This is a genomic window from Mycolicibacterium neoaurum (genome assembly GCF_036946495.1).
Lineage (GTDB): Bacteria > Actinomycetota > Actinomycetes > Mycobacteriales > Mycobacteriaceae > Mycobacterium > Mycobacterium neoaurum_B.
In genome coordinates this window covers 4,020,019-4,033,879 of the sequence record NZ_JAQIIX010000002.1, presented here as the reverse complement: position 1 = coordinate 4,033,879, position 13,861 = coordinate 4,020,019, and the positions used below count along the sequence as shown (strand labels likewise).

Genomic DNA, 13,861 nt, shown 5'->3' with positions numbered 1-13,861 from the left:
TACTCTTGGGCACGTGTCCGATACGCGCGCCATCGCCCAAACCGTGCGCTACCGCGAGCGCCTCCGGGTCCCGTGGTGGTTCTGGCTGCCCGGACTGGGCCTCGCCGCACTGATCGCCGCCGAGGTCAACATGGGCGTGGCGGCCCTGCCGGACTGGGTGCCCTATGCGGTGCTGCTGCCCGTCGCGGCGGCGGCGCTGATGTGGATGGGACGGATGGAAGTCCGGGTCGTCCAGAACGGCACCTCCGACGAGGCGCCGGTCGAGTTGTGGGCGGGTCCGGCGCATCTGCCGGTGAACCTGATCGCCCGGTCGGCCGAGGTTCCCCGATCGGCCAAATCGTCGGCCCTGGGTCGCCAACTGGACCCAGCGGCCTATGTGCTGCACCGGGCCTGGGTCGGCCCGATGGTGTTGGTAGTGCTCGACGATCCCGATGATCCGACCCCCTATTGGCTGGTCAGTTGCCGACACCCGGACCGGGTGCTGGCCGCCCTGCGCAGCTGACTGCCGGGATCACCGGGGCGGGTCAGTGCGGCGCTAGGCGGCGCAGTCGGTGCAGATCATCACGCCGTTCTTCTCGCTGGCCAGCCTGCTGCGGTGGTGCACCAGGAAGCAGCTCGAGCAGGTGAACTCGTCGGCCTGCTTGGGCACGACCCGCACCGACAGCTCCTCGCCGGACAGATCGGCGCCGGGCAGCTCGAACGATTCGGCGGACTCCGATTCATCGACGTCCACGACGGCCGACTGGGCCTCGTTGCGTCGCGCCTTGAGCTCTTCGAGCGAATCCTCCGAGACGTCATCGGTCTCTGTTCGCCGTGGAGCGTCGTAGTCGGTGGCCATTCAATCCCCTCCTAATTCATGCAGCGTCGTGCAGCAAGGCTTTGTACCAGCGTCGAACGCCTACGCCAAATGATTCGTGCCCCGATTGGGTGCAGATTGACTGTGATTTATGTCACATCGCAAACGTCCTGGTAGGAGCGACCATCGCGGCATACCTCTAAGGTGCAGTGGTGGTCGCATCCATCACCGACGGCACGGCGTTCGACAAGCACGGTCGGCCGTTCCGTCGCCGCAACGTCATCCCGGTGCTGTGCCTGTTCGTGGTGCTGGCCCTGGTGACCGGCGTGATCTGGGTCGTCGCGCTCAACCAGTCGACCGTGGTGCCCGAAGCCGTGGCCTGCAATGCGCCACCACCTGCCGCCGACGCGACCCAGACCCAACTCGGCGAACCTGTCTCGCGTACAGAAATGGCCGAGGTGATGCCCGCCCGCCTCGCCGATACCAAGGTGCGCGTCCTCAACGCCAGTGGTCAGGCCGGACAGGCCGCCGATGTGTCCGGGGCGCTGCAGGGTCTGGGATTCGCCCAGCCCACCGCGGCCAACGACCCGGTGTATGCCAACAGCAGGCTCGAATGCCAGGGTCAGATCAGGTTCGGCGAGGCGGGCCGGGCGGCCGCGGCCGCGGTGTGGCTCGTCGCGCCGTGCACCGAGCTGTTCCAGGACGGCCGCACCGATGACACCGTGGATCTGGCGGTCGGCACGGAGTTCAGCGAGTTCAGTCGCAGCGACGATATCGACGCGATGCTGGCCGGCCTGCGTCCCGACGCGACCCAACCGGCCGACGCCGCGCTGCTGACCAAGATTCACAGCGCCACCTGCTGAGCGCTCAGATCCGGTCGGCCAACGCCTCGGCGACACCGGGCGCGGCGGCCATCAGCGCACCGCTGCCGTCGCCGGCAGGCAGTCGCAGCACGGCTCCGGCCTCGGCGGCGATCAACGCACCGGCCGCCCAGTCCCAGAGGTGCACGCCGTCCTCGTAATAGGCGTCCAGACGTCCCCGCGCCACCATGCACAGATCCAGCGCACAGGACCCGATGCGCCGGATATCGCGCACGCGGGGCAACAACGCGGACAGCACCTCGGCCTGCCTGGCCCGGTTCGCCGAATCATAGGAGAATCCGGTGCCCACCAGCGCCATCGACAGATCGTCGATGGTGTTGCACCGCAACTCGGTCTGCACACCGGCGCCGGTGACCGTCGCGCCGTGCCCCACCGCCGCCGAGTAGATCTCGCCGGTCGACACATGGGCCACCGCACCGGCGACCGAGACACCATCGATCTGGACGCCGACGGATACCGCATAGGCCTCGATGCCGTAGACGAAGTTCACCGTCCCGTCGATCGGGTCGATCACCCACACCGGGACGCCGGGTTCGGCCACCGCCGAGCCACCCTCCTCCTCGCCCAGGATCGGCTCGCCGGGCCGCAATTCGGCCAGTCGTCCGCGCAGCAGCCGCTCGGTCTCCTTGTCCACCACGGTCACCGGGTCCGTCGGCGTGCTCTTGGCCTGCACCGCATCGGCCACCGGAGCGGCACCGAACACCTCGGCGCGTCGGGTCTGCACGAAAGTGGCCGCCTCCGTGGCCAATTGCTCGGACACCAGGCGCAACGTCTGCGGATCAGTCATGCATACATCGCACCACAACCCGTTAGGGTGATGTCGGACTGCCCGCCGGACCCTGCTGAGGAGCGTTCCAATGACCGATTCGCCCAATACTGGATTCGGCGTCGACGTCGGCGGCAGCGGTATCAAGGGGGGCATCGTCGACCTCGATACCGGAACCCTCATCGGCGACCGGATCAAACTGGCCACCCCGCAACCCGCCACCCCGGATGCCGTCGCGGCCACCGTGGCGGCCGTGGTCCGCGAGTTCGGCTGGACCGGTCCCCTGGGCGTCACCTATCCCGGCGTGGTGACCAACGGCGTCGTGCGCACCGCGGCCAACGTCGACAAGGGTTGGATCGGCACCAACGCCGCCGAGGTGATCAGCGATGTGCTGGAGGGCCAGCACGTGACCGTGCTCAACGACGCCGACGCCGCCGGCCTCGCCGAGGAGGCGTACGGCGCGGGCAAGGACAACACCGGTCTGATCGTGCTGCTGACATTCGGCACCGGCATCGGATCGGCGGTGATCCACAACGGTGTGCTGCTGCCCAATACCGAGTTCGGCCACCTCGAGGTCGACGGCAAGGAAGCCGAGCATCGCGCGGCCTCCTCGGTCAAGGAACGCAAGGAATGGAACTACCAGCGTTGGACCGAAGAGGTGACCAAGGTGCTGGTGACCATCGAGAACGCGATCTGGCCCGACCTGTTCATCGCGGGCGGCGGAATCAGCCGCAAGGCCGACCGCTGGATCCCGATGCTCAAGAACCGCACCCCGGTGGTCCCCGCCGCGCTGCGCAACTCGGCGGGAATCGTCGGCGCGGCGATGGCCGCCAAGGGCATTCACGTGCAATAACACGCGACCGGATTTGCCGCTGCGCACGGTGGTGGACCACACTGTCGTTACAATGGTCGACGGCGGCCGCCACCGACTGATAGCGGCGGATATCCCAAGCAGAGATACGACGCCACTATTCGAGATAGCCGAATTTCGGTGACGCCTGCGTGCGGTCACCGTCCAGCATTACCGAGAGGGTGTACGTGGCAGCGACAGAGGCAAGCCCGGCAACCGATGAGCCGGTGAAGGCCACCGCCACCAAGACCGCCGCGAAAAAGGCGCCGGCCAAGAAGGCACCGGCCAAGCGGGCTGCGAAGAAGGCGCCCGCCAAGAAGGCACCGGCCAAGGCCGCGTCGCCGCGAGGCAAGAAGGACGAGTCCGGCGAGGACGTGAACCTCGGCGAAGACCTCGACGGCGCCGAGGATCTGGACGTCGAACCCGGCGACGACCTCGAGGATGTCGAGATCGACGACCTGGAGACCGATGACGAGGCCGACACCGCCGACACGGACTCCGATGAAGAGGCCGAGGGCGACGACGCGTCCCCCGCCGCGGCCAAGCCTGCCAAGGACGGCGACGACGATATCGCCGAACCGTCCGAGAAGGACAAGGCCTCCGGAGACTTCGTCTGGGACGAGGAAGAGTCCGAGGCGCTGCGTCAGGCCCGCAAGGACGCCGAGCTCACCGCCTCGGCGGACTCGGTGCGCGCCTACCTCAAGCAGATCGGCAAGGTCGCGCTGCTCAACGCCGAGGAGGAGGTCGAACTCGCCAAGCGCATCGAGGCCGGCCTGTATGCCACTCAGTTGATGACCGAGCTCACCGAGAAGGGTGAGAAGCTGCCCGCCGCCCAGCGCCGCGATATGCAGTGGATCTGCCGCGATGGTGACCGCGCCAAGAATCACCTGCTGGAGGCGAACCTGCGCCTGGTGGTGTCGCTGGCCAAGCGTTACACCGGCCGCGGCATGGCGTTCCTGGACCTGATCCAGGAGGGCAACCTCGGGCTGATCCGCGCCGTCGAGAAGTTCGACTACACCAAGGGCTACAAGTTCTCGACCTACGCCACCTGGTGGATCCGCCAGGCCATCACCCGCGCCATGGCCGACCAGGCCCGCACCATCCGTATCCCGGTGCACATGGTCGAGGTCATCAACAAGCTGGGCCGCATCCAGCGTGAGCTGCTTCAGGACCTGGGTCGCGAACCCACCCCCGAAGAGCTCGCCAAGGAAATGGACATCACGCCGGAGAAGGTGCTGGAGATCCAGCAGTACGCGCGTGAGCCGATCTCGCTGGACCAGACCATCGGCGACGAGGGCGACAGCCAGCTCGGTGACTTCATCGAGGACTCCGAGGCCGTGGTGGCCGTTGACGCGGTGTCCTTCACGCTGCTGCAGGATCAGCTGCAGTCGGTACTGGAGACGCTCTCCGAGCGTGAGGCGGGCGTGGTGCGGCTGCGGTTCGGCCTCACCGACGGCCAGCCGCGCACCCTCGACGAGATCGGCCAGGTCTATGGCGTGACGCGTGAGCGCATCCGTCAGATCGAGTCCAAGACGATGAGCAAGCTGCGCCACCCCAGCCGTTCCCAGGTCCTGCGCGACTACCTCGACTAGGTCGGGTCCGTCACCGGACGATGGTGTCGCTGGGCGTCCTCGGGGCGCCCAGCCAGGCGCGGTGCGACGGCGGTCGGCGGCCACCGTCATCGGTGATGCCGTAGTGCTCGCCGAGCTCCGCTCCGATCAGGGTGTGCCCGGAGAGGCCGGCCAGGTCCGGATCCCCGAACAGCGCGTCGATCAGATGGCCCGTGAACTCCGGGGTCTCGGCGTGCTCGGCGGTCGCCGCCAACGCCTCGGGGTTGCCCGCGAAGGCGGCCCGCAGCCGTTCGGTGAGCAGGATTCCCATCCAGATCGACACCGTGGCCACCTCGGTGCCGCGGAAGTCGACCGCCATATCGGCCGCCATCTTGTCGATCCCGGCCTTCTGCGCGCCGTAGGCGGGACCATGCATGTAGCAGACCGATCCGGGCGACGAGGTGAATGCGATCAGTCCCCGGGGCCGTCGCAGTAACAACGGCGCGGCGTGCCAGGACGCGACGTAGGCCGAGCGAAGGCCGACGTCGAGCACATCGCCGAGGCCGATCGGCTTGTCCCAGAACGGCTTCGGCCCGGTCAGGTCGTCGTGGACCATGGCGGCGTTGTTGACGAGCAGATCCAGCCCACCCTCTTCGGCACCGACGCGCGCGAACAACTCGCCCACGGCGGCGTCGTCGGCGTGGTCCACCCGGACCGCCACGCCACCGGGCGGTGCGGCCTCGATGGTCCGTCCGGTGGCGTAGACCTTCCATCCGTGTACGCCGAGTGCGGTCGCGATGCCACGCCCGGCACCGCGACTGGCCCCGGTCACCACCGCGATCCGCTGCGCTGCCATCACCGGCTCAACGTACCGGTGACTACCATGGCAGCGTGTCCGAAGATGTTCACCCGAGCGCGGCGAAGAGGCCGTCGGCCGCCGGCAGATACCGCGTGACACTTGTCACAGCAGCAGCAGGCAACGGGCCGTAAAGGTGTGGGAACACCATCGATTCGGGATCGCTCGGCACCCCAGGCTCCCATCGCACCTCATTGGTCAGCATCCGCGGGTCGATGTGCAGCAGCACCAGATCGGTCCGCCCCGCGAACAAGCGATTGGCGGGCAGATGGACCTGTTCAGGAGTGGAGAGGTGCACGAACCCGACATCGTCCAGCGATGCCGGCCGGTGCTCACCGGCGGCGCGGGCCCGCTCCCATTCTTCGGCGGCGCACAGGTGCAAAAGGAGCTCGCTCTGGGTACTCACGCTGTCCAGGTTGCCCGTACGGTAACGCCGGCGCAGTGAGACACGACACACCGGTGAACCCCCGGGGAACAAGGCCAGAACCGAAAACGTCTGACACAGTAGACATACGCACCCAGGCAGAACGGAGGAAGCGCCGTGAACGCAACCCTGATGAGTCCGGAACTGACCCGGGCGGATCGCTGCGACCGCTGCGGTGCCGCCGCACGCGTACGCGCCAAGCTGCCCTCCGGTGCCGAGCTGTTGTTCTGCCAGCATCACGCCAACGAGCACGAGGCGAAGCTGATCGAACTGGCCGCCGTGATCGAGGTCAGTCCGGTCGACGCATAGCGAACAGCACGCGCCGCCCCATGGGACGGCGCGTGCTTTCGTCGGGAATGCTGGACCAGTGATGAGCGAGCAGTCCTCGACGAGACCGTCACGCCACCACATCTGGCCCATCCTCAAACGCACGCTGTCGAAGGCGTGGGACGATTCGATCTTCTCCGAGTCCGCGCAAGCCGCATTCTGGTGCGCGCTCTCGCTGCCACCGTTGCTGCTCGGAATGCTCGGCAGTCTGGCCTATCTCGCGCCGCTTTTCGGACCCGACACCCTGCCCACCATTGAAGAGCAGTTGATCGGTACGTCGGAACGCTTCTTCTCACAGAACGTCGTCAACGAGATCATCGAGCCGACGATCTACGACATCGTGCGCTCGGCGCGGGGTGAGGTGGTCTCGCTGGGCTTCGTCATCTCGCTGTGGGCCGGATCCTCGGCAGTGTCGGCGTTCGTCGACTCGGTCGTCGAGGCGCATGACCAGACCCCGCTGCGCCATCCGGTCCGGCAGCGCTTCTTCGCACTCGGTCTCTACGTGATCATGCTGGTCAGCGCGGTGCTGACCGCCCCGTTCATCGCGCTGGGACCGCGCAAGATCACCGAATACATCCCGGAGAGCTGGTCGCATGCGCTGCAGTACGGCTACTACCCGGTCCTGGTGATCGCGCTGATCGTCGTGGTGACCGTGCTCTATCGCGTGTCGCTACCCAGCCCGCTGCCCACCCACCGATTGGTCGTCGGCGCGGTGTTGGCCACCGCCGTCTTCCTGATCGCCACCTTCAGTCTTCGGTTTTATCTGACCTGGATCACCGCCACCGGCTACACCTACGGCGCGCTGGCGACCCCGATCGCATTCCTGCTGTTCGCCTTCCTGGCGGGCTTCGCGGTGATGATCGGCGCCGAACTCAACGCTGCCATCCAGGAGGAGTGGCCGGCCCCGACCACGCATGCGGACCGGGTCCGCGAGTGGATATCGACCAAGACCGACACCGCGCGGGCCGGCACCGCCAGGTCCGAGCCGCAGCCCGATCCGGGCGACGCTACTTCTTGAGTTGCTCGTAGATCTTCTTGCAGTCCGGGCACACCGGCGAACCGGGTTTGGCGGCCTTGGTCACCGGGAACACCTCACCGCACAACGCGACGACATGCGTGCCCATGACGGCACTTTCGGCGATCTTGTCCTTCTTGACGTAGTGGAAAACCTTGGGGGCATCGTCATCTGTCCCGTCGTCGACGCGTTCGTCGGTATCGGGCCGTTCGATGGTCTGGGTCTGCATCCCACCATTGTGCCCGGCAGGTGCGGGAGGTGTCGCGGGTGTGGGAGAGTAAAGATATGAAACAAAGCCCTGAGCTGAGTTTCGACGACCAAGGTCGCCCGGTGCTCATCACCCGCGCTGCGCTCCCCCATGACGAGCAACACCGCGCCCGGGTACGCAAGTACCTGACCCTGATGTCCTTCCGTATTCCCGCGCTGGTGCTGGCCGCCATCGCCTACGGGGTCTGGCACAACGGATTGATCTCGCTGGCGATCATCGTGGCCTCGATCCCGCTGCCGTGGATCGCCGTGCTGATCGCCAACGACCGCCCGCCGCGCAGCGCCTCCGAGCCGCGCCGCTACCCCGATGCACGATCGGGCCGACGGACTCCCCTGTTCCCCACCGCCGAGCGTCCGGCGCTGCAGGCGCCCGTGCGTCCCGATCCGAGTGCGGGCAGTCCGCACGCGGGCCGCGGCGTTCCCGACTGAGCAGCCTCTTCACCACTTCTCAGGACATTCTCAGGTCGTCCGTTTAAACCCGCAGGTCAGGTGGTATGCCACTGGGACCGAGCGGGAACTCACGAACCCTCTCGGGCGTTGTACGCAGTGACAGTTCCGCCGAGCAGGAGGCCGTAAATGGCGATCGCCACCGCAAGCCGCATCGATTCCGATCTGGACGCCCAGAGCCCCGCCGCCGACCTGGTCCGCGTGTATCTCAACGGCATCGGCAAGACCGCGCTGCTGAACGCGGCCGACGAAGTCGAGCTGGCCAAACGTATCGAAGCCGGTCTGTACGCCCAGCATGTGTTGGACACCAAGAAGCGTCTCGGCGAGGCCAAGCGCCGCGATCTTGCGGCCGTGGTCCGTGACGGTGACGCAGCGCGGCGCCATCTGTTGGAGGCCAACCTCCGCCTCGTGGTGTCGCTGGCCAAGCGTTACACCGGTCGCGGGATGCCACTGCTGGACCTGATCCAGGAGGGCAACCTCGGATTGATCCGCGCGATGGAGAAGTTCGATTACGCCAAGGGATTCAAGTTCTCGACCTACGCAACATGGTGGATCCGCCAGGCGATCACCCGCGGTATGGCCGATCAGAGCCGAACCATCCGGCTTCCCGTCCATCTCGTCGAGCAGGTCAACAAGTTGGCCCGTATCAAGCGTGAGATGCACCAGAATCTCGGTCGCGAGGCCACCGATGAGGAACTGGCCGAGGAGTCGGGTATCCCGGTCGAGAAGATCACCGACCTGCTGGAGCACAGCCGCGACCCGGTGAGCCTGGACATGCCGGTCGGCAGCGATGAGGAAGCACCGCTTGGCGATTTCATCGAGGACGCCGAGGCGATGTCGGCGGAGAACGCCGTGATCTCCGAGCTGCTGCACACCGATATCCGGTACGTGCTCGCCACCCTTGACGAGCGTGAGCAGCAGGTCATCCGGCTGCGCTTCGGCCTGGACGACGGGCAGCCGCGCACCCTCGATCAGATCGGCAAGCTGTTCGGGCTGTCCCGCGAGCGGGTCCGCCAGATCGAGCGTGAAGTGATGTCCAAGCTCCGCAACGGAGATCGCGCCGAGCGGCTGCGGTCATACGCCAGCTGATCCCAAACCATCCCACCCCGTGATGCCCGTCGCGTTCCGCGGCGGGCATCACGATGTCGTGGGTGCACTGCGGATGCTCACAAGGGATGTTGGAACCCTGCTCACGACCCCGGCCAGCTAGACTCGGGTGGTAACAGCAGGGCCTGGAAGGTAGGGCATGAACGACCTCATCGATACCACCGAGATGTACCTGCGGACGATCTATGACCTCGAGGAAGAGGGCGTCGTGCCGCTGCGGGCCCGCATCGCCGAACGTCTGGATCAAAGCGGTCCGACCGTGAGTCAGACCGTGTCCCGGATGGAACGCGACGGCTTGTTGCATGTCGCCGGTGACCGTCATCTCGAACTCACCGAGAAGGGCCGCAATCTGGCCATCTCCGTGATGCGCAAACACCGCCTTGCCGAGCGGCTGCTCGTCGATGTGATCGGACTCCCGTGGGAGGAAGTGCATGCCGAGGCGTGCCGCTGGGAGCACGTCATGAGCGAGGACGTCGAGCGGCGTCTGGTGCAGGTGCTCGACAACCCGACCACTTCTCCGTTCGGCAACCCGATTCCGGGGCTGTCCGAACTGGGCTTCGGCGGTGCCGACTCCGACGGCGATGCGAACCTGGTCCGCCTGACCGAGCTGCCCGCCGGCTCCCCGGTCGCGGTGGTGGTGCGCCAGCTGACCGAACACGTCCAGGGTGATGTCGAGCTGATCGGCAAGCTCAAGGATGCCGGTGTGGTTCCCAATGCGCGGGTGACCGTGCAGGTCGGCGAGGATCCCGGCGATCAGGGCGTTCTGATCCTGATGCCCGGCCACCAGGACGTCGAGCTGCCCCATCACATGGCGCACGCGGTGAAGGTCGAAAAGGTCTAACCCGCACGCCGCCCAAAGGTCAGCCGCGGCGGTAACCGCACCCCGAGTTGCCCCGCGATCCGGTAGCCGGACAACGCCAGCTCGCGGATCTGCTCGGGCCGCATCCCGGACTGCAACGCACAGTCGAGCATGGTCGCCATCCGGTGCGTCGGGTCGATCTCGACGGCCACCTCCAATGCGATCCCGGCCAACGGACCGTCACCGCGGGCATATGCCGAGAAGGCGAGCAGCGTCAGCACCTCCTGCCGCCATGGCGCCGGCACCAGGCGTGCCAGCGTCGCCCACAGCGTCTCGGCGGCGGCCGCGGAATCGCCGACAGCCAGGGCGTAGAGCGTGTCTCGGACACGAGGATCGCGCAGTGCACCGACCACGACGACGATGTCGGCATCGGCGGGCTCTTGACCCGCCGCCACCCGACGGGCAAGTGTCATGGCCGATTCGATCGCGCGCCGTGCCGCCGTGGTGCTGAGCTGGCCCCGCCGAGCCGAGCGCAATGCCTGTGCCAGACCCGCGCCGCGCTCGGGGTCGGTCCTGGTGACCACGGCCTCCAGCTCGTCACGACGCCGATAGAGCCGACGCCCACCCAGCACTGCCTCGGCCGCCAGCGGGGAACAGTCCGGGTCGTCGACGACGCCGTGCGCACCGCATCCACACACGCAGTACCACCGACCGTCCGCGGCGACCCTATCGACGGCGAGTACCGCCAGCAGGTCGACACCCTCCCCCGACATCGACTCGGTGAGGTCGTCGGCGAGCTCCTCGTGGTCGGCATCGTCTGCATCGACGATCACGGCGACCGCCCCGTCATGACCCGAGCCTGCCACCACCTCGGCCAACGCGCTGGTGTTGCCGACCAGACCGGGCGTCAGGTCCACCCGCATGACGCAGCCCATCTCGCCGCCGTCGAGGGTGACTATCGTCAGGGAATTCTCCGGGATGAAGCCCAGGACCGCCGGCAGCGCGGCGATCAGCGATGCGGGCCGACCGACGTCGAATCCGCGAGGTTGTTGTGTCATACCGATGATCGTCACGGCATGCCCCGACGACTCGCGCCGTCTGGGCGACCGCCATGGGTGCGCTGTGGATCAATCCGGCACTGTGGATAACTCAGCTCACCGCGTCGGCGGTGGGCAGTAGTCGCTTGAGCACGTCGGTCAGCGTGATCAAGCCCAGGATGCTGCCCTCGGCATCGGTCACCACCACCAGATGGTTGCGGGTTTCCCGCATGGTCCGCAGCGCGGCGTAGGCGGGCACATCGGCCGTCAATTCCAGGGCCGGGCGCATGAGGTCGGCGGCCGTCGTGCCCGGGCCGGCCTGCACGGTATCGCGCACGTGCACGACCCCCAGGACGGCTCCGTTGTCGCGGACCACAAGTCGGAGGTGACCGGTGCGCAGCGACTCCGCCTGGATATCCGCCGTGCTCGCCGCGGACCGGACGCTGCTCGGCTCGGCACCGGTGCGCAGCATGTCCCCGACGGTCAGTGCCTCCAGCTCCAGTGCGCTGACCAGATGCCCGTGATAGCGCTCGTCCAGGGTGCCCACGGTGGCCGAGTGCTCGACGAGGTGCCGCAGCGCATCGGGATCCTGGCCGGTGGCCACCTGGTCGACAGGTTCCACGCCGACCCTGCGCAGACACCAGTTGGCCAGGCGGTTCAGCGTGCCGATGAGCGGGCGGGTCACCCACATGAACGCCCGCATCGGCAACGCCAACATGGTTGCCGACCGTTCGGGATGGGCGATGGCCCAGGACTTCGGGGCCATCTCACCGACGACGAGGTGCAAAAAGGTGACGATGATCAGGGCGAGTACGAAACCGCCCACATCGGCCAGCCACGACGGCGCACCCCAGCCCGCGATCGCCGGGGTCAACCAATGGTGCACCGCGGGCTTGGTGATGGCGCCCAGCGCCAGGGTGCAGATGGTGATGCCCAGTTGCGACCCGGCCAGCAGCACCGACAGCTCGGAGGCCGACCGCAGTGCGGCGCGGGCCGAACGGCTGTGCGGCGCGGCATCTTCGAGGCGGTGTCGCCGTGCCGCGATCAGGGCGAACTCGACGGCTACGAAGAACGCGCTGGCCGCGATCAGTGACGCGGTCACCAGAACGACCACCCACGGGTTACTCATCACCAGCGCCTTCCTGCACGGCCTCGGCGGGCAGTTCGACCAGGCTCACCAAAACCCTTGCCGGAACATGTTTTTCGACCGACTGGACGGTCGCGTCCAGACGGCGTTGCAACGGCGGATGATCGGCGATCAATTCGGCCGGCTCGACGCCGAGGTCGACCGAGACGGCATCCCCGACACCGGGGAGACCGCCGAACTCGGCGATCAGCAACCCGGCCAAGGTCTCGTAGTCACCCTCGGGCAGGTCATGGCCGATGACCCGGCTCAACTCGTCGAGTGCGACGTCGCCGCGCACCGACCAACCGCCATCGGTGGGCACCACATCATCATCGGCCGAGTCCTTGTCATGCTCGTCGTCGATCTCACCGACCATTTCCTCGGCCAGATCTTCGATCGTGAGTACACCGGCGAAACCGCCGTACTCGTCGATCACGAGTGCCATCTCGTCGCCTGCCTCGCTCAGGGTGCGCAATGCCGACGGCAACGGCATGGTCTCCGGAAGGATCACCGCCGGTCGGCAGTTCTCACCGGCGGGTGCCGACGGGTCGTCGGCCTCCAGCAGATCGTGCAGGTGGACGACGCCGACCAGATCGTCCGGTGTTGCGCCGATCACCGGGTACCGGGTATGACCGGTGGCCATCTTGGTCAGTACCGCGCCCACCGGCTCGTCGGCGTTGACGACATCGACCCGGGCCCGCGGGATCATCGCGTGCTCGGCGGTGCGGGTCGGAAAGTCCAAGATGCGGTCCAGCAGGGTGGACAGCTCCTCGGGGATGTCCCCCGCCTCGCGCGAATCGGCGACGATGTGTTCGAGATCGCGAGCGGTGGCCGAGTGTTCTACGTCGTGCACCGGCTCGATGCGCAGGGCGCGCAGCAGCAGGTTCGACGATGCGTCGAACAATTTGATCAACCAGCCGAACACAGCCAGGTAGATGTTCGTGGACAACGCCAGCCAGCGGGCCACGGGTTCGGGCCGGGCGATCGCCAGGTTCTTGGGGAACAGCTCACCGAAGACCATCTGCACCACGGTCGAGAAGACCATGGCCAGGACGGTGCCGATGGCGATGCCCACCGCCAGCGGCACCCCGACGCCGCCGAGTAACTCCCCCAGACCCTTACCGATCAGCGGTTCGGCGACATAACCGACCAGCAGCCCGGTGACGGTAATGCCCAACTGAGCGCCCGACAACATGAACGAGGTCCGGCGGGTAACCTGCAGTGCGCGCGCGGCGCCGGTGTCACCGGCTTGGGCGCGGGCCTTCAGCCGTGACCGGTCAACCGCCATATAGGCGAACTCCTGGGCGACGAAATAGCCGGTCAGGGCGGTGATGGCACATACCACCACGATGCCGACGAGAATCCCGAGTGCGGTCAGCATGTCGCCTCCCCGGCGACGAAGAACTTCTCGGTGCCGGTCTCAACGAGCCGGCGGCGGGGTCTTCGGGGTTTACGCTTTGCGCGTCGCATTGTGCTCTCTGTGTGGTCGGAAACTCCGTCAGCAATAGAGACGAACGACGTTGCCAGGAAGTTCCCGCCGATGGCGGGATCGGCGCACACACGCGAAATGTTCACACGAATTTTGCCGTCCCCGGATGCGCATGCCCCACTGC

17 protein-coding genes are annotated in these 13,861 nt (G+C 67.0%); 9 read left to right on the top strand and 8 right to left on the bottom strand.

Annotation, left to right across the window (positions count from 1 at the left end; all coding sequences use genetic code 11):
• Positions 1-13 precede the first annotated feature (13 nt).
• Positions 14-502 (top strand): DUF3093 domain-containing protein, encoded by a 489-nt coding sequence (locus PGN27_RS24830; protein WP_030135108.1) that lies wholly within the window; start codon positions 14-16, stop codon positions 500-502.
• Between the two features lie 33 nt (positions 503-535).
• Here PGN27_RS24830 and PGN27_RS24825 read toward each other — a convergent pair whose 3' ends face one another.
• Positions 536-838 carry a DUF4193 domain-containing protein gene (locus tag PGN27_RS24825; RefSeq protein ID WP_015306517.1) on the bottom strand — a complete coding sequence of 101 codons (303 nt, stop codon included), beginning with the start codon at positions 836-838 and terminating at the stop codon, positions 536-538.
• A gap of 170 nt (positions 839-1,008) precedes the next feature.
• Between PGN27_RS24825 and cei the strand changes: the two genes are divergently transcribed.
• The gene (cei, locus tag PGN27_RS24820) at positions 1,009-1,659 is read left to right on the top strand and encodes an envelope integrity protein Cei (protein WP_036461741.1); all 651 of its coding nucleotides are present in this window, start codon (positions 1,009-1,011) and stop codon (positions 1,657-1,659) included.
• A gap of 4 nt (positions 1,660-1,663) precedes the next feature.
• On the opposite strand, the gene PGN27_RS24815 is transcribed toward cei, so the two are convergent.
• Positions 1,664-2,464, bottom strand: coding sequence for an inositol monophosphatase family protein (locus PGN27_RS24815; protein WP_335328500.1), 801 nt, complete (start codon positions 2,462-2,464; stop codon positions 1,664-1,666).
• Positions 2,465-2,534: 70 nt separating this feature from the next.
• Here PGN27_RS24815 and ppgK point away from each other — a divergent pair, with 70 nt between their 5' ends.
• Both ppgK and PGN27_RS24805 read left to right on the top strand, forming a co-directional pair.
• A complete protein-coding gene (gene ppgK / locus PGN27_RS24810) occupies positions 2,535-3,296 on the top strand; it encodes a polyphosphate--glucose phosphotransferase (protein WP_335328499.1) in 762 nt (253 codons plus the stop codon).
• Positions 3,297-3,481: 185 nt separating this feature from the next.
• Complete coding sequence (locus PGN27_RS24805) at positions 3,482-4,885, top strand: RNA polymerase sigma factor (protein WP_335328498.1); 1,404 nt, start codon at positions 3,482-3,484, stop codon at positions 4,883-4,885.
• A gap of 10 nt (positions 4,886-4,895) precedes the next feature.
• Here PGN27_RS24805 and PGN27_RS24800 read toward each other — a convergent pair whose 3' ends face one another.
• Together PGN27_RS24800 and PGN27_RS24795 are read right to left on the bottom strand one after the other, a co-directional pair.
• A complete protein-coding gene (locus PGN27_RS24800; protein WP_335328853.1) occupies positions 4,896-5,699 on the bottom strand; it encodes an SDR family NAD(P)-dependent oxidoreductase in 804 nt (267 codons plus the stop codon).
• A gap of 49 nt (positions 5,700-5,748) precedes the next feature.
• Positions 5,749-6,105, bottom strand: a complete 357-nt coding sequence (locus PGN27_RS24795) for a DUF952 domain-containing protein (RefSeq protein WP_335328497.1) — start codon at positions 6,103-6,105, stop codon at positions 5,749-5,751.
• A gap of 135 nt (positions 6,106-6,240) precedes the next feature.
• Here PGN27_RS24795 and PGN27_RS24790 point away from each other — a divergent pair, with 135 nt between their 5' ends.
• Positions 6,241-6,432: a DUF7455 domain-containing protein gene (locus tag PGN27_RS24790; protein ID WP_023985651.1), complete on the top strand. Its 192-nt coding sequence runs from the start codon at positions 6,241-6,243 to the stop codon at positions 6,430-6,432.
• Between the two features lie 61 nt (positions 6,433-6,493).
• Positions 6,494-7,468, top strand: a complete 975-nt coding sequence (locus PGN27_RS24785) for a YihY/virulence factor BrkB family protein (RefSeq protein ID WP_335328496.1) — start codon at positions 6,494-6,496, stop codon at positions 7,466-7,468.
• On the opposite strand, the gene PGN27_RS24780 is transcribed toward PGN27_RS24785, so the two are convergent.
• Complete coding sequence (locus PGN27_RS24780) at positions 7,458-7,694, bottom strand: DUF3039 domain-containing protein (RefSeq protein WP_030135100.1); 237 nt, start codon at positions 7,692-7,694, stop codon at positions 7,458-7,460. The genes PGN27_RS24785 and PGN27_RS24780 overlap by 11 nt on opposite strands.
• A gap of 56 nt (positions 7,695-7,750) precedes the next feature.
• On the opposite strand from PGN27_RS24780, the gene PGN27_RS24775 reads away from it, so the two are divergent.
• The 3 genes from PGN27_RS24775 (at position 7,751) to PGN27_RS24765 (ending at position 10,127) form a co-directional block, all read left to right on the top strand.
• The gene (locus PGN27_RS24775) at positions 7,751-8,161 is read left to right on the top strand and encodes a DUF3099 domain-containing protein (protein ID WP_335328495.1); all 411 of its coding nucleotides are present in this window, start codon (positions 7,751-7,753) and stop codon (positions 8,159-8,161) included.
• 147 nt (positions 8,162-8,308) lie between these two features.
• A complete protein-coding gene (locus tag PGN27_RS24770; protein WP_030135098.1) occupies positions 8,309-9,268 on the top strand; it encodes a sigma-70 family RNA polymerase sigma factor in 960 nt (319 codons plus the stop codon).
• Positions 9,269-9,425: 157 nt separating this feature from the next.
• Positions 9,426-10,127 (top strand): iron-dependent transcriptional repressor DtxR, encoded by a 702-nt coding sequence (locus PGN27_RS24765; protein ID WP_335328494.1) that lies wholly within the window; start codon positions 9,426-9,428, stop codon positions 10,125-10,127.
• Here PGN27_RS24765 and PGN27_RS24760 read toward each other — a convergent pair.
• The 3 genes from PGN27_RS24760 to PGN27_RS24750 form a co-directional block, all read right to left on the bottom strand.
• Entirely contained in the window at positions 10,124-11,143 is a 1,020-nt protein-coding gene (locus tag PGN27_RS24760) for a DUF4192 domain-containing protein (RefSeq protein WP_335328493.1), read from the bottom strand. The genes PGN27_RS24765 and PGN27_RS24760 overlap by 4 nt on opposite strands.
• A 91-nt stretch (positions 11,144-11,234) precedes the next feature.
• Positions 11,235-12,251 carry a hemolysin family protein gene (locus tag PGN27_RS24755; RefSeq protein ID WP_335328492.1) on the bottom strand — a complete coding sequence of 339 codons (1,017 nt, stop codon included), beginning with the start codon at positions 12,249-12,251 and terminating at the stop codon, positions 11,235-11,237.
• Complete coding sequence (locus PGN27_RS24750; RefSeq protein ID WP_335328491.1) at positions 12,244-13,629, bottom strand: hemolysin family protein; 1,386 nt, start codon at positions 13,627-13,629, stop codon at positions 12,244-12,246. Before PGN27_RS24750 ends, PGN27_RS24755 begins: the two co-directional genes overlap by 8 nt.
• Between the last annotated feature and the right edge of the window lie 232 nt (positions 13,630-13,861).